The sequence below is a fragment of the Sorangium sp. So ce119 genome (assembly GCF_051524405.1).
In the GTDB taxonomy this organism is placed as follows: domain Bacteria; phylum Myxococcota_A; class Polyangia; order Polyangiales; family Polyangiaceae; genus Sorangium; species Sorangium cellulosum_G.
In genome coordinates this window covers 10579245-10601452 of sequence record NZ_CP150310.1, presented here as the reverse complement: position 1 = coordinate 10601452, position 22208 = coordinate 10579245, and the positions used below count along the sequence as shown (strand labels likewise).

Here is a 22208-nt window from a genome sequence, read left to right as displayed (position 1 = left end):
GCGCGACGCGGGCTCGACGCGCGCTCGCGCTCGGCCATCGTGCCGCCGGGCGCCGGGTAGGCCCGGGGGCGCGCTGCGGTGAACATGCTAGCCTGGCACGTGGGTTGTCCGGCGGGTGACCTCCAGGGCCGATTGATCGACGCGCATCGGGAGTCATCGGACGCAGGCCGGCAGAGCCCGGCCCCCTCCGAGGACGAGCGGCGCGCGCCGGCGGACCCGGAGGAGGAGGGCGCGCGGGCGCTCCTCGGCGCCGTGGACGCGCTGCTCTGGGAGATGCGGGGCGACGCGCTCGATCTGTCGTCGGTGCGCGCGCCGGCGAGGGAGCTGTTCGGGCACGCCGCGGAGCGCTGGGCGGCGGACGACGGGCTGTTCTGGAGGCAGCAGCACCCGGAAGACCGGCCGCGGCTGCTCGCGCTCGTGCGCAAGGTCCTCGCGGAGGGGGCGACCGAGCGGATCGAGCACCGCATCCTCGCCGCGGACGGCCGCACGGTGTGGCTGAGCAGCGAGCTCGCCCGCCGCATGGACCACGCTGGCGGGGCGCCCGTGGTCCGCGGCGTCTCCACGGACGTGACGCGGGCGAGGGTCGCCGAGGACGCGCTCCGCGAGGCAGAGGAGCGGATGCAAGCGCTGCTCGAGTCGAGCGAGCAGGGCATGTACGGGCTCGATCGCGCGGGGCGGTGCACGTTCGCCAACCCGGCCTGCGTGCGGCTGCTCGGCTACCGGGGCGAGGCGGAGCTCGTCGGGCGCACCATGCACCAGCTCGTCCACCACACGCGCCCGAGCGGCGCGCCGCTGCCCGAGTCCGAGTGCCGGATCTGCCGCACGCTGCGGAGCGGGGAGCCCGCGCACCTCGACGGCGAGCTGCTCTTCCGCGCGGACAGGACGGGCCTCGCCGTCGAGTACTGGTCCCGCCCCATCCGCCGGCAAGGCGAGGTCGTCGGCGCCGTCGTCACGTTCGTCGACATCACGGAGCGCAAGCGGAGCGAGGAGCTCCTCGCGGTGCAGGCGCTCATGAGCGCGCTCCGGGCGGAGGTGAGCGCGGCGCTGGCCCGCTCCGGGACGATGCTGGAGCTCTTGCAGGGCTGCGCCGAGGCGATCCGGGGGCACCTCGACGCCGCGTTCGCGCGCATCTGGCTGCTCGACGACCTCCATCAGGTGCTCGAGCTCCACGCCAGCGCGGGGATGTACACGCACATGGACGGGCCTCACAGCCGCATCCCCGTCGGCAGCTACAAGATCGGCCGCATCGCGAGGGAGCGCCGGCCGCACCTGACGAACGACGTCCTGAACGATCCGCAGGTGAGCGAGAAGGCGTGGGCGCAGCGCGAGGGCATGGTGTCCTTCGCCGGATATCCCCTGCTCGTCGAGGACCGGCTCGTCGGCGTCGTCGCGATGTTCGCGCGGAGGCCCCTGCACGAGCACGTGCTCGACGCGCTGGGGACGATCGCCGACACGGTCGCGCAGGGGATCGAGCGCAAGCGCGCCGAGGACGCGCTCCAGCGGAGCGAGGGCAGGCGCGCGGCCGAGCACGCCGTGCTGCGGCGCCTCGTCGGGCAGAGCGGCGACGGGATCGTCATGGTGGACGAGCACGGCGTCGTCCGCCTGATGAACCCGGAGGCCGAGCGGCAGCTCGGGCCGGCCGCGGAGCGCACGATCGACGAGTGGGCCGGCGCGGCGGGCTTCTTCACGCCGGAGGGCGCCCCGATGCCGGCCGAGCAGACGCCGCTCCACCGCGCCCTGCACGGGGAGAAGGTGGAGAGCGCCCGCTGGCAGGTCCGGCGCCCGGACGGCTCGCTGCGCGTCCTGTCGGCGAGCGCCTCGCCCCTGCGCCGCGCGGACGGCGCGCCCGCCGGCGCGGTGATGAACACGCGCGACGAGACCGAGCGGCTCCGGCTGGAGCAGGAGCGCGAGCGGCTGCTCCGGAGCCTCCAGGAGGCGGTCCAGGTGCGCGACGAGTTCCTCTCCATCGCGTCGCACGAGCTCAAGACGCCGCTCACGGCGCTCGTGCTGCAGGTGGAGAGCCTGCGCCGGGCGATCCGGCGCGGGCAGGCCCCCCAGGGCGTGCCGCGGCTCGACGCCAAGCTCTCGACCATCCACCGGAGCGTCTTCCGGCTGAGCGATCTCGTGAACGATCTGCTCGACGTCTCGCGGATCTCCGCGCAGGGCCTGTCGCTGCACGTCGAGGACTTCGACCTCGTCGCGCTGCTCCGCGAGGGCGTCGAGCGGTTCCAGGAAGCGCAGGCGCAGGGCTCGCCGATCCGGCTGCTCGGGAGCCCGGAGGTCCTCGTGCGCTGGGATCGCGCCCGCGTGGAGCAGGTGATCACGAACCTCCTGTCGAACGCCGTGAAGTACGGCGCCGGCGCCCCGATCGACGTGCGCGTCGAGGCCGACGCGGAGCGGGTCCGGTTCGCCGTGCAGGACCGCGGCATCGGCATCGCGCCCGGCGACCAGGCGCGCATCTTCGAGCGGTTCCAGCGCGCGGCGTCGGTGATGCACTACGGCGGGTTCGGCCTGGGCCTCTGGATCGTGCGGCTCATCGTGGAGCAGCACGGCGGCGCCGTGCGGGTGGAGAGCGCGCCCGGGAGCGGCGCGACCTTCTCGGTCGATCTGCCCCGCGTCGTCGCTGGAGCCTGCGCCGCGGCGGAGGGCGAGCCGCCGCGAGGGCCCGCGCCGCCGGGGTAGGCCGATCCCCGTGGCGCCGCGACGCGCGCCGCGGCGTCACGGGCTGGCCGTCAGCGTGCTGTGCTTGCGGCTGTAGCCGAAGTAGACCGCGAGCCCGAGGAGGAGCCAGGCGGCGAGGCGCAGCCAGTTCTCGGTGGGCAGCGAGAACATGAGGAGGAGGCAGATCGCGATCCCGAGGATCGGGGTGAGCGGATAGAACGGCACCCGGAACGGGCGCGGCGCGTCCGGCGACGTCCGGCGCATGACCAGGACCGCGGCGCAGACGAACAGGAACGCAAGGAGCGTCCCGATGTTGACGAGCTCCGCCAGGATGCGCAGCGGGAGGAGCGCCGAGAGGGCGGCGACCACGAACCCGGTGAGGAAGGTGGACTTCCAGGGCGTCCTGAACACCGGGTGCACCGATCCGAAGAAGCTCCTCGGCAGGAGCCCGTCGCGGGCGATGGCGAGCAGCACGCGCGGCTGGCTGAGCATGAGCACGAGCAGCACGGAGGTGATCCCGGCGATCGCCCCGAGAGAGATGATGAACTGGGCCCACGGGAGGCCGACGCGCGCGAAGGCGTCGGAGACCGGCGCGTCGATGCTCAGCTCGGTGTAGGGCACCATGCCCGTCAGGACCGCCGCGACGGCGACGTAGAGGACGGTGCAGATGATGAGCGAGGCCACGATGCCGATGGGCAGATCGCGCTGCGGGCGCCTCGCCTCCTCGGCGTGGTTGGAGACCGCATCGAACCCGATGTACGCGAAGAAGATGGTCGCGGCGCCGGCGAGCATCCCGAGCGGCTCTCCCCCTTTGCCGACCTCGCCGTAGATCGTGTGACCGAAGAAGCTGAGCCCCCCATACCCGAACGGCGCGAACGGCCGCCAGTTGTCCGGGTCGACGTGAAACGCGCCGACGACGAGGACGAAGAGCACGACAGCGAGCTTGAGCACGACCATCGCGGCGTTGAACGCCGCGCTCTCGCGGATCCCCTTGAGCAGGATCATCGTGACCGCGGTCGTCACGAGGACGGCGGGGAGATCGAGGATCGCCCCCGTGGACACGAGCTCGCCGAGCGCTGGATCGTAGTCGAACGGCGCGCTCCTGAGCTGTCTTGGCAGCTGTACCCCGAAGATCCCGATGAAATCCTGGAAGTAGTGGGACCACCCGTGCGCGACGGCGGCGGCGCCGACGGCGTACTCGAGGACGAGGTCCCACCCGATGATCCACGCCGGCAGCTCTCCGAGCGTCGCGTACGCGTAGGTGTAGGCCGAGCCCGCGACCGGCACCATCGCCGCGAACTCCGCGTAACAGAGGGCCGCGAACACGCAGGCGAGCCCCGCGACCACGAAGGACAGCATCAGCGAGGGACCGGCCTTGTCGTGCGCGGCCTGGCCGGTGAGCACGAAGATGCCTGTCCCGACGATGGCCCCGATCCCGAGGCTCGTGAGCTGCAGCGGCCCGAGGGCGCGCCGGAGGCGGTGCTCCCCCTCCAGCTCCTTTTTCAGCACCGACAGCGGTTTGCGGACGAGCAGCCGGCTCCCCATGGTCGTTGGTGTGCTGGCTCTGCGGCCCGGCCCCGGGCACGTCAAGCCAGCGGCGGCCGGAGGCGCCGCCGGGCGTCCGGGCGGGGCAGGCTCAGCTCGCCCGTGCCTCGGCCGCGACGGCTGCCTCGTGCGCCGCGGCGAGCTCTGCGTCCTTCGCCGCGATCCGCGCGAACGACGGCCGACCGCACACCCGCGCGACGTAGGCCTTCACCTCCGGCAGCTCGGGCACGAGCTTGAACTTCAGCATCCAGTCGAGCGCCCCGCCCCAGAGGACGTCGGCCGCGGAGAGCCGGTCGCCGAGCAGATACGGCCCCTTCCGGAGCGCCTCCGCCACCACGCCGAACATCGTATCGAAGTCTCCGTACGGCGACGTCGAGGGGGGAGCCGGGTCGCGCTTCATCGCCCGATCGACGACGGCCGGCTCGAAGCACGACCCGTAGTACGCGATCCACCGGAGATACGGCCCGCGCCGCGGATCCCCGATCGCCGGGGCCAGGCCCGCCTCCGGGAACAGATCGGCGAGGTAGATGACGATCGCGACCTGCTCGGTGACGAGCGCGCCGTCGTGCAGAATCGCGGGCACCTTCCCGAGCGGGTTCACGGCGAGGTAAGGGGACTTGCGTTGCTCCCCGGCCTTCATGTTGAGGACGCGCAGCTCGTACGGCGCGCCCAGCTCCTCGAGCAGGACGCGCGTGCCCATCGAGCGCGAGTTCGGTGAATGGAACAAGACGAGGTTGCCCCGCGGGGTCGTTGTCGAATCAGCCATGTTGCTGCCTCCGGGGACCGACCCTAAAGCCACGGCCAGGCGTGGTATTGTAAAAGAGCGCCACGCGCGATCATGAGCCCGAGCATCACCCCGGAGGACCCTACCCGCGGCATCCTGAACCCCGCCGCGGGCCTCCAGCGCTTCGAGCTGCGCCGCCACGCGCCCGCGCCCGACCTGGCCAGGCTCGTCGACTGGCACTGGGTCGTCCGCTGGTCGCTCGCCGCGCCGTTCGAGCAGGAGATCCTGCCGCACCCCTGCGTCAACCTGGCCATCGAGGCGCCGGGCTCGGCGCTGCACGGCATCGGGACCCGGCGCGAGGTCGCCCGGCTCGAGGGGACGGGGCGCGTCGTCGCGACGAAGTTCAAGCCGGGCGGCTTCTTCCCCTTCTCGCCGCTCGCCATGCGCCGGCTGGTCGACAGCGTCGTCCCCCTCGTCGAGATCTTCGGCAGCGTGGCCGAGCCGCTCGAGCGCGCCGTGCTCGACCAGCCGGACGACGCCACCGCGATCCGCGCCGTCGAGGAGGCCCTGCGCGCGCGCAGGGGCCCGGAGGACGCCGGGCTCGACGAGGCGATGGCGCTCGCCGTCCGCGCGCAGGGCGATCGCGACATGCACCGCGCCGAGGATCTCGCCCGGATCGCCGGCGTCTCGGTCCGCACGCTGCACCGCGCGTTCGAGCGGTACATCGGCGTCGGGCCCAAGTGGATCATCCGGCGGTCACGCGTGCAGGAGGCCGCGGAGCGCGTGGCCTCGGGCGCGCCCGTCGCGTGGGCGGCGCTCGCGCAGGAGCTCGGGTATCACGATCAGGCGCACCTGATCCGCGACTTCAAAGCTCAGGTCGGCTTCACGCCCGCTGCCTACGCGGAGCGGTGCGCGGCAGCGCGGTCGAGATGAGGTGGGGGAGCCGCGGTCAGCGGCGGGGAGTAGCGGTCAGCGGCGGGGCGCCGCGGTCAGCGGCGGGGCGCCGCGGTCAGCGGCGGGGCGCCGCGGTCAGCGGCGGGCGGAGCAGGCGCCGGCGAGCCCGTAGGCGACGACGTTCGGGGCGTAGACCTGGGACAGGTTCACGTCCACCTCGGCGCCACTGCCGCTCTGGAGGTAGTAGTCGAGGGGGATCGTCGAATAGACGACCGCGCCCGCGCCGTACGGATAGCACATCGTCACGAGCTCCTCGGGGCTGGTCCGGCTCAGGATCCGGGCGCTCCCACCGGGGAGCGTGCCCGCGACGACGAACCCGTGGCTCGACGAGCCGCCATTGTCGAGCGACGCGTTGTTGATGACGCCGCCGGGGCCGTTCGTGACGAGCGTCGTGGGGTCGACGATCTCGATGTTGCGGTCGTCCGCGAAGTCGCGAAGGATCGTGAAATCGCTCCCGCCCGGCAGGATGGTGTTCGCGGTGTCGACGAAGCGGTCATGGATGATGAGGACGAGCCCGGAGGCGACCGCCTCCTCGATCGCGCCGAGCTGGCCGAGGTACTCGCCGCCGAAGGACTCGTTGTCCGGGTTCTGCACGAAGAGCACATCGAGCGCGGAGAGCTCTCTGGGCGACAGATCGAAGACGTTCACGGGGGTGCCGCCCGCCGTGACGATGGGCTGCTCCTGGAACGAGCTCCCCTCGGCGAACGACATGTCGTAGTAACCGACGTTGCCTTCCTGGACGACGGAGCCGCAGCTGTACGTCACGGTGACGCGCGCGAACGAGCCGCCGAGCGACCCGCTCTGGCTCAGCCCTTCGCAGCTGTCGGCGGGGATCGTGACGGTGTTCACGCCGCCCGGATTGTAGCTGCCGGTGTCCACGGCCTGAAGCGAGACGAGGCCGCTCGGCGATTCGCACTCGCACAGGCCGACCGTGTCGAAGCTCCCGATCGGCGCGCCGTTCAGCCACGCAGTCCGGTTGCCCCCGGAGCAGGTGATGCCGGTCTCGAACTCGACGTCGACCCGGGCCACGGAGAGCCCGCCGCCGGCGTCGGTCCACTGGAACCCGTACGGCTCGCCGTTGCAGCCGTTGTACCGGTCCGCGCCCGTGAAGTCGCAGCTGTCGTTCAGGTTGACGAGGAGGTTCGCGTCGATGTCGTAGGCCCTCGCGCAGCCGCCGTCGGGGAGCGCCGTGAAGCCGTCGGGACACGCGCAGGCGCCGCACTCCTCGGCCGACACGTGGACAGGGAAGATCAGGGAGCTCGCGGCGGCGTACACGTCCGAGACCACGACCTGCAGCTGGTAGTCGCCCGGCGTGTCGGTCGAGAACTCGGCCACGGCGTCGGTGGCGCTGAGGACGGGAGAGGCGCCGGGAGGGGCCGAGAGGACGGCCCAGGAGTAGGTGACTGGGTCGCCGTCGGGATCCTCCGCGGCGACCGCGATCGTGGCGGTCTCGCACTGCGTGATGAACTTGCTCGGCGTGATGTCGAGGTCATTGAGCCTCGGCGGGTCGTTCAGCGCGACGATCACGTCGAGCCCGCCGTTCGCGGCTGCGCCGCACTGCGACACGAGGAGGACCTCCGTCGTCACGGCCGAGAAGACAGAGGCCGTCCCCTCGGTGGGAGCGCACTCGCTCGACGGCCCCTCGCCGCTGAGCGGCGACACGCAGACGCGGTAGTCGCCGGGCGGCAGCACGAACAGCCCGTCAGCGCCGGCGTGGTTCGCCGCGCCGGTGGGCACGACGCTCCCGGGGAGCGCCTCTTCTTCGAGCGAGCTGGTGGTCTCCGCGATGGCCGCGTCGCCGCAGGACGCGTAGAGGTCGACCACCTTGAAGTGGACCGCCGTGACGTCGTGCCGCTCGCCTCCGACGGTGAGCGCCGCCCGGATGGACCCGTTGTCCTCCGAGTCGCTCGTCACAGGCCCTTCGTCGCCCGCGGTGCACGCGGAGACCGCAATCGTCAGTGCAATGACCATCGATCCACAGGCGCCCGCCTGTGCATTGAACCGCTGTGCCATGGTTGTTTTCCTTGTTTTAATGAACGTCGCTGCCATCAATTCATGCACCACAGCCGCCGTCTCGACGACGGTGGACTGGCGGTCTCGTCACGGCCGGACGGCTGGGCGGCAGTGACGAGAGACGCGCAACAACACACGAGCCGAAACAGAGCCCGCTCTCGAGTCCTGAACCCGATCGCGGGCAGAAGAACGCACTACGACGACGAGAAGCGAACCCCGGCGTCCGTCGACCACCCCCGCGTAGCCATCGGATACACCGGGGCTCCTCGAGCGCAAAAAACAACGCGCAGACGAGAGCGCTTCCCCGAAGCTCGGCAGGGATCACCAGTGAGCACAGGAGTCGTGACTCCGTGGCTCACATGGAGCCTACCCCCTTGCCAGAAACCATTCTAATACAATCGCGTAACGCAGGCAACCCTATTCCGTGAGCTACAGTCGGCGATCGATCGCCGTCACGATGCCGTGATCGGGGTGTCCATACGAGTACCCGAGATGGACGCCAGAACGACGTCGAAGGCGCCATCGCGACGCGGCAGAGCGCGGCTCAAGGCCGAGCTCCGTCGCATCTGCCTCGCCGCGGAGGAGCCATGAATACCACGTACCGAGCGCTGCCCACTGGGCTTGAGTCGGGGCAGCACATATCCCACGACCACAGCACTCCGGCAGGCCGCGACGAGAAGGAGCCCGCCACCAGCGCGGCGAGGGCGGCTCGAGGATGCAACCGCTGCATACGGGTTCCGATACGTGCCCTTGCCGTTCGCAGGGCGGCGCGATCGTGAACAAGACCAGAATCCACTTGCGCACGTCAAGAGAAATTGAACCTCGATCATCGCGTCGTTTATGCACCTGATTGACGCGCCCGATTGACGCATTGAATTACGCACCGATTGACGCATTGAATTACGCACCGATTGACGCGTCCAACGATGAATCGGACGACACACCGACGCGACGCGACTGGCGGCCGTCCTGACCGCATGGGAGGGCGACCGCTTTCACGAGGCGCGCAGTGCGCGGGGCGGCGGGGCGTGAGCCGGCCGGCGTGCTGCCCTTGCACGAGTCGCGCCTGGAGCTGGAAGGCGAGGAAGGCACGGCCGGGAGGCGCTCCCGTGTCCATTCGGCGGAGGCGAGCGACGAAGTCTCCCATCGCCACCACCTCACCCGGCCGAGCGGCGCTCCCGCGCGATCTGGCCGCGTCGGCCTTTCGCTGAAGAGGCTGAAGACCTCGAACGAGGCACGTCAGGCCACAGCGGAGCGTGGCGCGGCGCAGCCTCGAGTGGAACCCATCGAGACGATTGATCTTTCCGTCGCTCGCCCGCCCCTACCGGGCGAGCGCCCCGGGTGAATGACGGCGTGAGCCGGCGGTCGTCTCGGAGGTCCGACGGTGACCACCGAACGCACCCACTCGGGCGCCATGAACTTCATGGTTGGCCGGCCAGCCGGCCGGTTGGCCGGCCAACTGGCCAGGTTGGCCGACGACCGGCGACCCGCCCCAGGTGGCCGGCGACCGGCGACGCAGCCCCGGTCCGGTCACGATGCCGGCGAACTCGACGCCAGAAGTTGCGCTCTCCGAGATCCACGGTCGCTCGCTCGTCAGAGGGGTCCTTCGAGCTCCTCTTGCCGCGCGATCATCTCCGGAGCTCGGCCACGAGGACGAGCCGCCCGTCGTCGTGGCGGGCGCATACCTGGTAGCCGGGGTCGGCCCCGGGGCCCCGATCGAGCGCGGTCGCGATCACGCCGAGCAGGTTCGGCCATGTGCCGGCGGCGGCGATCACGTAGGCAGACCAGCCTGCCTCCCTGAACGCGTTGACCACCTTCTTCGGGTCGTCGAAGCCCCTCCCCGGGTCGCCGAACGCCGCGCGGAGCGCGGGCAAGAGCTCCCTGGTCGTCGCATCGCCGACAGCGCATCGCTCGGCGGCGAACGCCCGCTCGACGCCGGCGCGCGAGGCGTCCGTCAGGGCCCACGACGCGACCAGGCGGCTCCGCTTGCCCTGCACCGTGAGCCCGAGGGTGCCGTCGCTGGCGAGCCTGCGCGCCGGCGCCGCGAGCCAGAGGTTCTGACGGGACTCGGCGAGGCCCAGGGCAGCGATCGCCGGCATCACCTTCGGGTCGACGGAGTGAGAGAGCGCTCTCGCGATCTTGCCGTAGCCGTCCGTCGCGCCCAGCTCGCCCATGCGGTCGGGGTCGAGGCACACCGACACTGCGGGGCTCGCGTCGAACCTGGAGCACCGACCCTCCGGGCCCCCGCGCTCTCCATTGAAGGCGACGAGCTCCTTCAGGGCGGCCGGATCGGCGCCGGCCCCGAAGAGCGGCATCACGATGTCGAGCCGGAGATGATCCGTGCCGTCCGCGTGGACCGCGACGGCGGCGAGCCCTCCCTGCGCCACGCCGAGCGGCGCACGGGCGCCGAAGCCGGCGCAGCGCGCGGCGCCCGGACACGCGTCCAGCGGGGCGTCGCCCGTCAGCACGCCGATCGCGGGCGCCAGGGCGCGCCGCGGGTCCGCCCCGCTCGCGAGCGGGACGACGAGCCGCAGCCGCGTCGCGTCCTGCGCGTGCCCGCGAACGACCTTCGCGAGCGCGTCGCCCGAGGCCCCCTTGGCCATGGCGTCGACGACCGCGCGCGCGCTCTTCTCGGGCGCGGGCACCACGGCGCCCAGGATCGGCCGGCGCGGATCGACCCCGGCCTTCGCGAGCGTCACGTCCAGCGGGTCCTGGCTGCCGAGCGCGCGGTTCGCCTCGACCAGGAGCTCGGCGAGCTCGGGCAGAACCTGGACGGCAGCGCCGAGGTCGCTGCTGCGAAGCGCGAAGTAAAGCGCGGCGCCCGGCGGGAGGCTCGCGATCTGCTCGGCCGACGCGGGCGGCAGCTCGGGTCGGGCGGCCCCGGGCGAAGCCGGGTCGCCCGCCGCCGTTCGCGCCGGCGCTGCTGCGGAGGCGCTCGGCCGCGCCGGCGCCGCGGGGGCGCTCGGCGAGCTCGCGCCGGTCGAGCCTGGTGGCGCGGCGCAGGCCGCGAGCCCCGCGCCGAGCGCGATGGCTGCGCCGCGGAGGACGATGGGGAGGAGCTCTCGGAAGGGCATGAGCGGGCTCCATGCCCGCGCCGTCGCCGCGCCACAAGCCACGCGCCCTCGCTCGCGCCGTGAGCCGAGGCTCCAGGGGAGGGGGCGGTCGACTTGATCGATGCGCTCGACCGCAGCGGAGCGCGACGGGGCCGTCTAGCCCGAGTTCACGGCGATCTGCATCTGAGCGACCACGACGTCGCCCTCCATCCATGCCTTGGCACGAAGGCCGCTGTTGCCCCGCTCGTCGGCCTTGATGGCGCCCTGGTACGCCATCGCCAGATTGCCCATGGTGCGCGCCTTGTACGGCTCGTACTTGGTATGAACGGAATCGGTGAAGGCGGGATCGAAGTAGAATTGCGTCGTGAAGATGTGGGACCCACCGCTGTAATTCACGCGACCCATCGACATCGACCCCTTCTTGAAGCAGACGAAGTGGATGTGAACGTCGCGGCCGTTGTACCAGCCAGGGAAGATGCTCCGGAACGAGACGACGCCGTCCGCGTCCGTGGTCTGCACGCCGCGACAGAAACGCTCGCTGGTGTCCAGGTTGTTCTGGTTCGGCCTGCCCGCGTACGGCGAGTCGGGGTTCTGTTCATTGGCAGTACCCCTGGCTCCGAAGCCGCTGTAGAACCCCTGCCCGTCCGTGTGCCAGATATAGACGTCCACGTCGGCCAGGCCCACGCCCGTGCCATCGCAGTCGGGCTTGCTCAGGTCGAGCACGCGCAGGTGGAGCTGCATCTCCACGCCGGCCGGCGCGCTTTCATTGTAGCGACCGCGGATGTCCTGTCGGATCAGCGAGATGTCGTCGTTCTTCTCGAGCTCGTGAATGAAGAACGGCCCCTGACCGGCGCCGTCCGTCTTGTTGAACGCCATGCACATCGGCACGGCATCGAACGGCGGCGCAATGAGGTCGCCGCCGTTGCCACCACCTCCCCCGCCTCCCTCGCCCGGGTCGGTGCCTCCCGTGCCTGAGCCGCCCGAACCTGCCGTGGTGGCGCCAGGTCCCGAGCCGCCCGAGCCGGAGCCCGATGAGGTGGCCGGCTCGGGCCCCCCGCCTCCCGAGCCCGTGGTCCCGCTGGCCCCGGAGCTCGCAGAGCTTGCGGTGCCGGTGCCGTCGGGGTTCGGCTCCGACTCGCCGCCATCTCCGCACGACACGGTGATGGCGATCGCCCCCAGCCCCAGGAGGGCCTGCCGCCGGTCAACGCCCCTGCTCGACGGGTCCTGCGTCTCGGTATCTCGTTCCTTGCTCATAAGCAGCTCTCCTCAGGTGGCCGATGACCTGTCCGTCCGGCCTGACAATGCGCCGAACAGGCAGCATCTTCCCAAGAACGGCGGCATTAAAGCATGACGGCGCGGAGCGCGGAAGATGAGACCCGAGCCGATCCCATCTTCCCGCCCTCATGTAGTTATCCTCCGCTGTTTCACGCGAACCGGCGCGTCAGGAGTCCAGGGAGATTGGGCTCTGCGGTCGAGGCCGCCGTCGCGCGTCACGGCGCCCGCCTCTCGGCGCGATGCATCAGACCGGTGACGCCCCGTGCTGTCCGAGGAGCTCGAGCGTCCGCGGATCGGGCTCGGCACCGCAATACTTGTCGAGCGCCGCGCGGAACGCCTCGTTGTCGGGAGCCACGCAGGAAAACAGGGTCATCGACGAGCAGAACTTCACGTCATCGGGGCTGTCGAAGATATCGACCAGCGAACACCCCTCGATCTGGTTCACGATGCGAGTACACTCGAGCAATCTCGGGCCGAGCGTCGGGTGATGCAGATAGGCTTCGGCTTCGGCCTTCGAAGCGATTCCATACCTTCGCGCCATGGCGCTGTGGCCCAGGCCCTGCAGCTGCGGAAAGATGAACCACATCCAGTGGCTGGTCTTGTGCCCTCGGCGCAGCTCGGCCAGGGCGCGGTCATAGACCGGAGCCTGCGCGTCCACGAATCGTTGCAAGTCGTACGGATCCGACATGGGCCCTCCTCGGGCGCCAGATTAGCATTTCACCTCGGCGGAGCGATTGGACCAGCGACGACCGCCAGCGCACGGCCGTGCTCACCAGATGGGATAACGAACCTTCCATCGCGCCGATCGACCCCTGAAGAAGAGGCGCGCCGCCTCCTCCCCCCGGCCGTCGGCTTGCGTGCGTGCCGGCATCGTCACGCCGCCTCCGCACGTCCTCCGCAGGTCTCCTTGCCGGTGGCCCACCTTCGGCGACCCGCGCCTGCAGAGACCCCCCGCGCCCCCGCTCTCGCCCGTCCCCCCACCTGCCGGTCGCCGCGCGGCAGAGAACTGGGCCCGGGGGATCGACCTCTGGTACCGGCATGCGAGCCCATGGCCAACCTGGTGCTCGCCGTGCTCACCGCCCGCCGTATCGCGCGCAATGCGGCGCCGCTCGCCTGCGCGCTGGCCCTCGCGGGGCTCGTCGTCCTCGACGCGGCCGAGCGCCTCCCGCCCGTCGCGGCCGCGGCGGCGCTGGCCGTGCTGGTCGGGGTGCTCGTCCAGCGGGCGCGGCGGCGCGCCGCCGCCATCGAGGCGAGCGCGCTGCTCGACCTCGAGGTCGGCGCCCTCCTGGTCGTCGCGACGTTCGCCGCGGTCCTCCACCTCGACGGCTCGCTCGACGGCGACGCCCACGCCGGCCTCTACGTCGTCATCGCCCTCGTGAGCGCCTTCGCCCGCCCCGGCGCGTCGCTCCTCGTGGCGCTGGCCTCCGCCGCCCTCGAGATCGCCGTGCGCTCCGTGGCCGCGCGCGGGGCGCCGAGCCTCCTGGACGCCGCGCGCGCCGCCGCGCCGCACATCGGCTTCATGGCCGTGTTCTCGGTGCTGAACGCGGCCGTCCTCCGCGCCGAGATCGGCCGCGTCAGGAAGGCCTCGCGCACCCACCTCCAGGCCGAGATCGACCGGCTCCGCGACGACGCGCGCAGCTACCGCCTGCTCTCCGCCCCGGCCCAGGCGCGCGGCGTCGCCCAGAAGGGCGACGACGAGCGGCTCGCCCGCTCCGGCGTCGAGGAGATCCACCAGTCGGTGCTCTTCGCGCTCCGCCTGCTGCGCGAGTCGCTGGAGCTCTACACCGCGATGCTCCTCTGGCAGAACGACACCGGCACGCACCTGCGCATCAGCGAGCTCGCGAGCGACGCCCCGAACCTCTCCGAGGGCCCGTTCCTCTCGGGCGACGGCGTCTTCGGCGCGGCGATCACGCAGCGCGCGCCGGTCGTCATCGGGGGCCTCAAGCCCGGCTACAAGCTCCCCTACTACATCGGCCCGTCCCCCGTGCGCGCCGTCTGCGCGCTGCCGGTGTTCGAGCACGGCCAGCTCCGCGGCGTGCTCGTCGTCGATCGCGTCGAGGACCGGCCGTTCTCGCCCCGGGAGCTCGAGCTCATCGACGAGGCGTGCCGCTACGCCGTCCGCGCCATCCAGAACGAGCGCGTCTTCGTCCAGCTCGAGCGCGCCAAGGTCGAGCAGGGCAAGCTCTACCGCGCCGCCGAGGCGCTCGGCGCCGCCACCACGGAGGCCGGCGTCATCGAGGCGGGCGTCACCAGCGCCCGCGAGATCACGTCCGTCGATTTCGCGGCCGTCACGCTCTACGACGAGGCGCAGAAGGTCCACGAGATCCGCGCGGTGAGCGGCGACGGCGGCGCCGAGCTGACGGGGCAGCGCTTCCGGCACAACGCCGGGCTCGTCTCGATGGTGCTGCAGAACCGGCACCCGCTCCCGTACCGCGGCGAGTACGACGAGAAGCGGCAGGTCGTCTTCACCCGCCGGGTCGCGCCGCCGTCGATGCCGTCGATCATCGTGCTCCCGCTCTGCGTGCACGACCGCCCGCTCGGCACGCTGGTGCTCGGCTCGCGCCGGCGCGCGGCGTTCAACGACTCGGTGCGCAGCACCCTCGAGGTGCTCGCCAGCCACATGGCCGTGTCGCTCTCGAACGCGCGCATGATGCGGCGCCTCGAGGAGCTCGCGACGATGGACGGGCTGACGGGGCTCCTGAACAAGCGCGCGATGCTCGAGGTGGCCGACCAGAAGATCACGGCGGCGCGCCGGTTCTCGCGGCGGCTGTCGGTGCTGGTGACCGACATCGACCACTTCAAGAAGGTGAACGACACGTACGGCCACGACGTGGGCGACGTGATCATCAAGGGGCTCGGCGACGTCCTGCGGCGCGCGAAGCGGACGACCGACGCTGTCGCGCGCTTCGGCGGCGAGGAGTTCGTCGTGATCTGCGAGGAGACCGACGCGCGCGGCGCGATGCTGCTCGCCGAGCGCGTGCGCGAGGAGCTCGCCCGGACGACGTTCCACGCGGCCGGGAGCAACGGCCCGGTGCAGTGCGAGGTGACGTGCTCGATCGGCATCGCGACGTACCCCGAGGCGGGCAGCACGTGGGAGGAGCTCTTCAAGGCCGCCGACGAGTCGCTCTACGTCTCGAAGCGGTCGGGCCGGAACCGCTCCACGGCGTGGTCGCCGTCGCTGCGGTCGAGCAGCTCGCACCCGCCCGCGGCGGAGGCGCCGGCGAAGGCAGGGTCGGAGCCGCCGGCGCCGTCGAGGGCCACCGCGGAGGCGGGCGCCCCGGCGAGGGCCGCGGCCGCGAGGACCGCGGCGGAGCCGGGCGCGGCGGCGAGGGCGACGGCGAGGACGGCGGCCGAGGCGGGCGCGGCGGCGAGGGCCGCGGCGGCGCGGACCGCGGCGGCGGCGCCCGCCCCGCAGCGCAGGGCGCCCGTGGGCAGCGGCGCCCCGGCGCTCGCGGGGCCGGACAGCGCGCCGGCGGCCGGGAGGCGCGTGGCGGCCTCGGGGCCGCCGCCGGCGAAGGCGCCCGGCGCGCCCGGCGAGCCCGAGCCCCGGAGCAAGCCGAGGCGTCCGTCGGAGGCCGATCCCTCGAGCAAGCCGAAGAGCGCGGCCTGAGCGCCCGCGCGCCGCTTGCGGCGCCGGCGCGGCGGGAACATAAGCCTGCTCGAGCCAAGGAGGAGCGATGAGCTCGGACCCCGATCGCGACGACCCCAGGGAGGATCTCAAGCAGGGGCTGAGCCTGCTCTGGCGCGCGGCGCGCAAGACGGCCGGGGACCTGCGCAGGGACCTCGACCGCACGAGCGTCGGCAAGGCGGTCGATGACGCCGGGCGCGAGCTCGTGCGGGCGGCGACGAACGTGGTCGGCCGGCTCGGCGCCGAGCTGAGCAAGCGTCCTCCGGCGCCGCCGCCGCGGGACGAGCGTCCCCAGGACGGCGCGGAGCCCGAGGTCCCGCCGACGCGGCCCGCCGGGCCGACGCCGGACGACCCTGGGTTCCGCATCGCGGTCGACCCGGAGGACAAGGGCGACAAGCCCCGCTGAACGGCGGCCGCGCGGCGTGGTCCTTCGCTAGCGGGGTCCGCTTCCGTCGCTGCCGTCGGAGGCCTCTCGCGCGAGGGCGAGCGCGTGGCGCCGGCGCAGGCGCACCGTGGCGAGCGCTCCGAGGACGAGGAGCCAGGGGGCTGCCCCCTGGCTGGCGGGCATCATGCGGCAACCGTGGCCGTCGCTCGGACCTTCGCTGCCGCCGCCCGTCGCGATGCTCGTGCTCGAGGCCACCACGCCGCCGCCGGCATCGCCGCCGCCGTCGGCATCACCGACGCTGCCGCCGCCCGTCGCGACGCTCGTGCTCGAGGCCACCACGCCGCCGCCGCTGCCATCGCTGCCGCCGCTGCCATCGCCGCCGCTGCTCGCCTCGCCGCCGGCGCCTCCCTCGCCGTGGCCGCCCGGCACGCACGCGCCGTCCTGGCACACCCCGCGCGCCGCGCGCTCTCCAGGGACATGGAGCCACGCATTGGCAACCGGATACTCGGTGAAACCGAGACTGCCTCCGGCGACCAGCACGCGGCCGTCCTGGAGCGCCGCCATCGCGTGACCGGAGATCAGCAGATCCAGCGGCGCAGCCAGCGTCCACGTGTTGGTCGCTGGATCATAGAGCTCGGCGGTGCGCTCGATCTCCGAACCCGAATGGACGCTGCCCATCACAAGCACTCGGCCGTCGGAGAGGAGCGCCGCTCGAGGACGGTTTCGTAGGGCGACCATCCTTCCCGTCACGGTCCATGTATCGCTCGCCGGGTCGTACACCCCCGCCCCGCCGTCGGTTCCCTCGAACATCTCCTGGACAACGAGCACCCGCCCGTCCGTCAGCAACGTCGCCGCGCTCGCCGACCCCAGGATGTCCGGCGCGGCGACAGGGGCCCAGCTGTCGGTCGCCGGGCTGTACACCTCCGCGATCAAGCTCGATGAGGAAAAGTCTCTGCCCACCATCAGCACCCGGCCGTCCGCCAGCAGCGTCGCCGTGTGCCACGCTTGTGCCACGCTCCCCCTTGGCCCTGCCGGCGTCCACGTATCGCTGGTCGGATCGTACAGCTCGGCGGCAAGGTCGGTGTTGCCGCCGACCACGAACACCCGCCCATCCGGCAGCAGCGTGGTCTTGTGCCATTCGCGACGCCGTAGCATGGGTGCGGCGAGCGCCCACGTGCCGGTCGCCGGGTCGAAGCGCTCCGCGTTCGCTTCGTACCCGACCAGGAGAGCCGTTCCATCCGGGAGCGGTACCAGCGCCCCGTACGGCCTCGGGCTGTGCAGGCTCGGGCTGCTCAGGGGTCCGGTGGTCTGCCATCGGTCCGCGCGCGGGTGGTACCGCACCGCGATGGGGTGCGGCACCAGCTCGATCGTGATTCTCGTGGATCCCACGACGAGGACTGTGCCGTCCGAGAGCCGCGCGACAGCAGGGTCCTGCAGCGGGGCCGGCATGGACCGCGCGAGGCGCCAGGCGCCTTCGGTCTCCGGGACGTCGCAGCGCGTGCCGTCGGCCCGCTCGACCGCAGGCCCGGAGCACCCGACCGCGGGATCGCAGGCCGGCGCCTCGTGGCAGCCGTCGACGGGCTGGCACGTCACCGAGGCGGTCCCGACGCAGGCGCCGCCCACGCACGCGCTCGCCGCCGAGCAGGTCGCGCCGTCGTGGCAAGGGGTGCCGTCCGGCGCGGGCGCGCCGCCGCGGCATGTGCCCGCCTCGCAGACGCCCCCCACGAGGCACGCGTCGGCGTCATCGCACGCCGCGCCCGACAGCGGCGTGCAGACGCCGTCCTGCGACGCCCCCGCGGCCGCGGCGCACGCGTCGCACGGCCCCGCGCACGCCGCGTCACAGCAGACCGAATCCGCGCAGAAGCCGCTCTCGCAATCGCTGCCCACATCGCATGTCGCGCCCCGCGACGAGAGCTCGTGATAGAGCGCGGCAGCCGCGATCGACGTGACCAGAAACGACGACGGGTCGTCGCCCTGAACGTACCCGCCTGCGATCAGCGTGCTGCCGTCGGCGAGCAGCGTCGAGGTGTGGAACGCGCGGCCCGGGCTCGGCGGTGGCTGGATCCCCGCCCAGGAAAACAGCGCTGGATCGTAGGTCATCGAGGACCCGAGGAACCCTATCTGTCGGGTCCAGCCCTCTTCGTAGGGGCCGAGTCTGACAAGGCAGCCGAAACCCTGGATGCCTCCTGTCATGATCACCCTTCCGCTCCGGAGCTGCGACATGGCTGCTCCTTCGGAGGGATCGCGTGCGCACCAGGGAGACCAGTTCGGGTCTTCGAGCGACGTCACCGTCCAGTGATGGCCCCCATGGAGGTACACCTCCGAGAAGATGGTCTGCGTCAATGGAGAGCCGTCCGGCACGCTGCCCGGCACGTTCGGATCCGGGGAACCGCCCACGACGAGGACGTTGCCTCCCCGGAGCCGCGCCGTGGCAGCGCCGACCTCATGTACCCAGACGAAGCCGGCCTTGTACATCCAGGTATCGGCCTCCGGGACGTAGATGCAGCTGCCTCCTCGGGTCACCACGAGCACCCCGCCGTCGTCGAGCAGCTCCAGGCCCACGATCGGGCCCAGATGCACGCTGCCGGGCGCTCGGATGCGCGTCCAGCTCCCCGAGGCGGGATCATAGATGCTTCCCCCCAGGGCGTACGACGTGAGCGGGATATCGCCGATGACCAGCACCCTGCCGCCCGGCAGGGGCACTGCGAACGGACGCGCGAGCGCGGTGGGCAAGGGCGGCAGCGGGCTCCAGCTGTCGAGCGCCGGGGCGTATGCTTGCACGAACGTGCCGTCGGTCGCGAAGAGCTCGCCGCTCGGCATCAGCACCGCCGCGACCCTGTCTCGCGGCAAGGTGCCGAGCGGCGCGGCGTGCGTCCACGCCTTGCTCGCCGGGTCATAGATCTCCACGTCCTGGATGAACGTCCCCCCGCGGACATACGTGTTCATCGCCGACTTGCCGCCCAGGACGAGCACCCGGCCGTCCTCGAGCACGGTGGCCGTGTGCTCGCCGCGCGGGGTGATCATCGGCGGCACCTCCTCCCAGGAGGGTGTGCTGGCCGCCAGGACCTCGCCCGTGGACAGCATCGCCAGCGCGCACGGCAGCGCGAGCGCGAGCATCGATGTGGGTCGCATGTCTTCTTCGCCTCCGCCTGCTTGGTTGCGCCACGCAGGTGGGCTATTCAGCAAAGGCCCCGCTGAGCGGCGGCGGCCGCGCGGCGCCGGTCACAACGCGCTTTCCGTGGCCTTCCCGCCTTCCTGTTCACGCACGCCCGCGCCGCCGGAGAGCCCTGCCGTCCCGCCGGCGCGCGCAGCCGCCCCGCCGGCGACCTGCGCGGCGGTGAGCCCGTCGGCCTGCACCACGCACGCCTGGACCGGCCGGCCTAGCGACGCGCGCCCCGTCACGGCGCCGCCCTGCGCGTCGAGGAACGTGATCCCGCCGCGCGCGTCGCACAGCGCGAAGCCGCCGGTGTACGCCGCGCCGCCGAGGAAGTCGGCCTCGCCGGCGTGGGCCCACGCGAGCGCGCCCGTGCGCGCGTTGATGCCGACGGCGGCCCGGTAGTACGTCGCCACGAAGCGGTTCGCGTGGAAGCCGGGCCGGCCGGAGGCGCGCGGGCGGGCGTGGAGCCGCGCCCTGTCCGCGGCCGAGGCGGTCGGCGCGAGCACCTCGGTCCCCGGGGTCATCCACACGGGCGCTCCGGGCAGCTCGCGCGCCGGCAGCGTCGCGGTCGAGGCGCGCCCGGCCGAGCCGAGGCCGATCGCCTCGTCGAGGCGCGTCGCCGCGCCGCCGCCGCCGAAGAAGACCGCGCCGCCGAGCAGGAAGGCGCGGCTCACCTCGTGGCGCAGCGCCGCCCGCGCCACCTCGCCGCCTGTCTGCAGGTCGAAGACCGTGACGTACTGCCCCTGCCACGGCAGGAACGCGTGGCGCCCCACGACCGCGGGCACGCCGATGTCCGCGTCGTCCTCGATCTGGCGCTGCACCATCCCGTCGTGGCCGATGGCGAGCACCACGCTCGTGGTGCCCGTGGTCGACACGAGCGACACCACGGTGGTCTCGCCGTCGTCGCCCGCGCCGCGGAGCCTCCCGCCGGCGTTCCGCTGCCAGAGCAGCCGGCCGGAGCGCGCGTCGAGGGCGAACAGCTCGCCCTCGCCGAGCCCCACGACGACGCTCCCCGCGACGGCCGGGCGCGCGTCGAGCGGGTGCGCGAAGGTCCACGCCGCGCCGCCGTCGAGCGGCACGCCGACGAGCCGGTGCGGCCCCGGGCCCGCGACGACGCCGACCGCCACGTCCGCGCCGACCGGGATGGGCCTGCCCGCGAACCGCTGCTGGAAGGCCGCGATGCCGGCGCCACCGTCGTCCTTCCAGGTCGGGTCGAACGCCTCGCCCTGCGTCTGTCCGCCGCCGCAGGCGCCGGAGAGGGCCGCGAGCGCGGCGCCCATCGCGAGGAGGAGCGCGCGGGCGTGGGCGGCGGCGCAGGGCGGGCGCGGGGGTCGCATGCGAGGAGTCCGGCGGCGGTCGTAGCGCGGCTCCTCCTGGCCGGCCAAGCGGGCGTCGGAGAGGGACAGCCGGCCGGCGCCGGCGACTCGGGGAACGGTCGCGCGGGGAGCGGAGGTGCGCGGCGTCGCAGGACGGCGCGAGCCGCCGTGCAATGACGGAGGGTGCCGCACAAGCTGGAGTGGTGTGCTGACGCGAGCCAGGGCACGGGCGATCGATACGAGATCAATCGCGACCCTCTGGATCTGACAGGGATGCGATGAACGCCCGCGGATCCTGCAGATACCTCCAGGCCTTGGACATCTTCAATGCATGCAACACCGCCGGCAGTGTGGGCTCGTGCAGCCGCTTCGTCTCGTCGACCAAGAGAACGCGAGCCCGCCGGAGCCCGTCAAGCAATCGCGCCAGCTCTGCTCTCTGCACGCTCCGCAAGTCGACACGAAGGAGGACCTCGACGATACGGCCTCCTTCTCGAATCATTGTCAGGCAAGTTGCATCGTCGTGTCCCCAGATGTCCACCTCGGGCGACCAGCTTGGGCTCCTTCCCAGGACATCGCTCGCCGCCCGTTCGATCGCGTCATCCGGCTGAGCGTGCGCCCAGAGGTCACCGCGCTCGATCCTCTCGAGCAAGGCTCCGGCATCTCGGCCGAGCTCCGTGGAAGGCACAAGAACAAACGAGCATTGCCAGATAGCCATATTTCCTCAACCGACGAACATGCATCACCGAGCTACCTGGATGACGACTCCGGCCCACTTCCTGTGACGCCTCGGGCCAAACCCAGCTTTCCAGGCCAACACCGTCGCCATCGGCGAATGGCCCGTCGAACGCTACCGCGCCGCTCACCGTCATCCCGACTGACCCTCAGTTCGGCTTTCTCGTTCTGAGCAAAAAGTCGTCGCACGGCAGGTGTCCTGGGCTCAACTTACGCAAATCATTTGGCCCGAGTTGCCCCGAATAGCCGCAAAAGATCGTACTCCCGCAGCGAGCTGCGGAACTTCCGTGGAGGCCAAATTTTTCGCGGCATCCTACGTACAGCTATCGCTTAATCGATGGCAAAGCACGTTATGGTTACGTCGACTCCAAGATCAGCGAGCCTACGGATCAGAGGAATGGTGAGCTGAAGATTACACTGCCCCACATAGGACACGTCGAAATGTAGAACGATCTCCTGTGCACCGGCTGTCGTGTAAACCGGTACGCAACGCTCGAGTGTAGCGAGCGCCTCCGATTTGGATGACAAAAGATCAGAGCCCTCTGATGGCACAGAAAAATCGCGCTTTCCCCATCCTTCCAGCGACGGTCTTCCCCGATAACGACCGCGCGAGACAATCTCACCAGGCTCGGTCTTCTCCGAGAAGAGCACCTGCGTAGTCCGCTCCACTGCGCCTGGCGAAAAGTCGACTCCGCTAACCACCCAATATCCTTCAATACTAATAGACGGACTCATGGCATGTAGGACTCCAAAAGAACATCTGTA

At 71.7% G+C, this 22208-nt stretch carries 13 protein-coding genes; 4 read left to right on the top strand and 9 right to left on the bottom strand.

All coding sequences use genetic code 11. The annotated features are described in order from the left end of the window. Window positions 1-132: 132 nt before the first annotated feature. Window positions 133-2682 carry a PAS domain S-box protein gene (locus WME76_RS40140; protein WP_437957432.1) on the top strand — a complete coding sequence of 850 codons (2550 nt, stop codon included), beginning with the start codon at window positions 133-135 and terminating at the stop codon, window positions 2680-2682. 36 nt (window positions 2683-2718) lie between these two features. Here WME76_RS40140 and WME76_RS40135 read toward each other — a convergent pair whose 3' ends face one another. Continuing rightward, complete coding sequence (locus WME76_RS40135) at window positions 2719-4206, bottom strand: amino acid permease (RefSeq protein ID WP_437957431.1); 1488 nt, start codon at window positions 4204-4206, stop codon at window positions 2719-2721. A gap of 91 nt (window positions 4207-4297) precedes the next feature. Then, entirely contained in the window at window positions 4298-4972 is a 675-nt protein-coding gene (locus tag WME76_RS40130) for a glutathione S-transferase family protein (protein ID WP_437957430.1), read from the bottom strand. 72 nt (window positions 4973-5044) lie between these two features. On the opposite strand from WME76_RS40130, the gene WME76_RS40125 reads away from it, so the two are divergent. Further along, window positions 5045-5863 carry a DUF6597 domain-containing transcriptional factor gene (locus WME76_RS40125; protein WP_437957429.1) on the top strand — a complete coding sequence of 273 codons (819 nt, stop codon included), beginning with the start codon at window positions 5045-5047 and terminating at the stop codon, window positions 5861-5863. A gap of 96 nt (window positions 5864-5959) precedes the next feature. On the opposite strand, the gene WME76_RS40120 is transcribed toward WME76_RS40125, so the two are convergent. From WME76_RS40120 to WME76_RS40105, 4 genes are all read right to left on the bottom strand, one after another. After that, the gene (locus WME76_RS40120; RefSeq protein WP_437957428.1) at window positions 5960-7798 is read right to left on the bottom strand and encodes a hypothetical protein; all 1839 of its coding nucleotides are present in this window, start codon (window positions 7796-7798) and stop codon (window positions 5960-5962) included. A 1727-nt stretch (window positions 7799-9525) separates the two neighbouring features. Next, the gene (locus tag WME76_RS40115) at window positions 9526-10971 is read right to left on the bottom strand and encodes a hypothetical protein (protein WP_437957427.1); all 1446 of its coding nucleotides are present in this window, start codon (window positions 10969-10971) and stop codon (window positions 9526-9528) included. A 135-nt stretch (window positions 10972-11106) separates the two neighbouring features. Beyond that, on the bottom strand, window positions 11107-12204 hold the full coding sequence (locus WME76_RS40110; protein WP_437957426.1) for a hypothetical protein: 1098 nt from the start codon (window positions 12202-12204) through the stop codon (window positions 11107-11109). A gap of 265 nt (window positions 12205-12469) precedes the next feature. Then, a complete protein-coding gene (locus WME76_RS40105; RefSeq protein ID WP_437957425.1) occupies window positions 12470-12913 on the bottom strand; it encodes a DUF1810 domain-containing protein in 444 nt (147 codons plus the stop codon). A 360-nt stretch (window positions 12914-13273) separates the two neighbouring features. On the opposite strand from WME76_RS40105, the gene WME76_RS40100 reads away from it, so the two are divergent. Together WME76_RS40100 and WME76_RS40095 are read left to right on the top strand one after the other, a co-directional pair. After that, complete coding sequence (locus WME76_RS40100) at window positions 13274-15835, top strand: sensor domain-containing diguanylate cyclase (RefSeq protein ID WP_437957424.1); 2562 nt, start codon at window positions 13274-13276, stop codon at window positions 15833-15835. Window positions 15836-15902: 67 nt separating this feature from the next. Then, entirely contained in the window at window positions 15903-16259 is a 357-nt protein-coding gene (locus WME76_RS40095; RefSeq protein ID WP_437957423.1) for a hypothetical protein, read from the top strand. 27 nt (window positions 16260-16286) lie between these two features. Here the strand turns inward: WME76_RS40095 and WME76_RS40090 are convergent, their stop codons facing one another. The 3 genes from WME76_RS40090 to WME76_RS40080 form a co-directional block, all read right to left on the bottom strand. After that, entirely contained in the window at window positions 16287-19370 is a 3084-nt protein-coding gene (locus tag WME76_RS40090) for a kelch repeat-containing protein (protein ID WP_437957422.1), read from the bottom strand. A 90-nt stretch (window positions 19371-19460) separates the two neighbouring features. After that, on the bottom strand, window positions 19461-20732 hold the full coding sequence (locus tag WME76_RS40085; RefSeq protein WP_437957421.1) for an outer membrane protein assembly factor BamB family protein: 1272 nt from the start codon (window positions 20730-20732) through the stop codon (window positions 19461-19463). A gap of 223 nt (window positions 20733-20955) precedes the next feature. Next, window positions 20956-21360, bottom strand: a complete 405-nt coding sequence (locus tag WME76_RS40080) for a hypothetical protein (RefSeq protein ID WP_437957420.1) — start codon at window positions 21358-21360, stop codon at window positions 20956-20958. Window positions 21361-22208 lie beyond the last annotated feature (848 nt).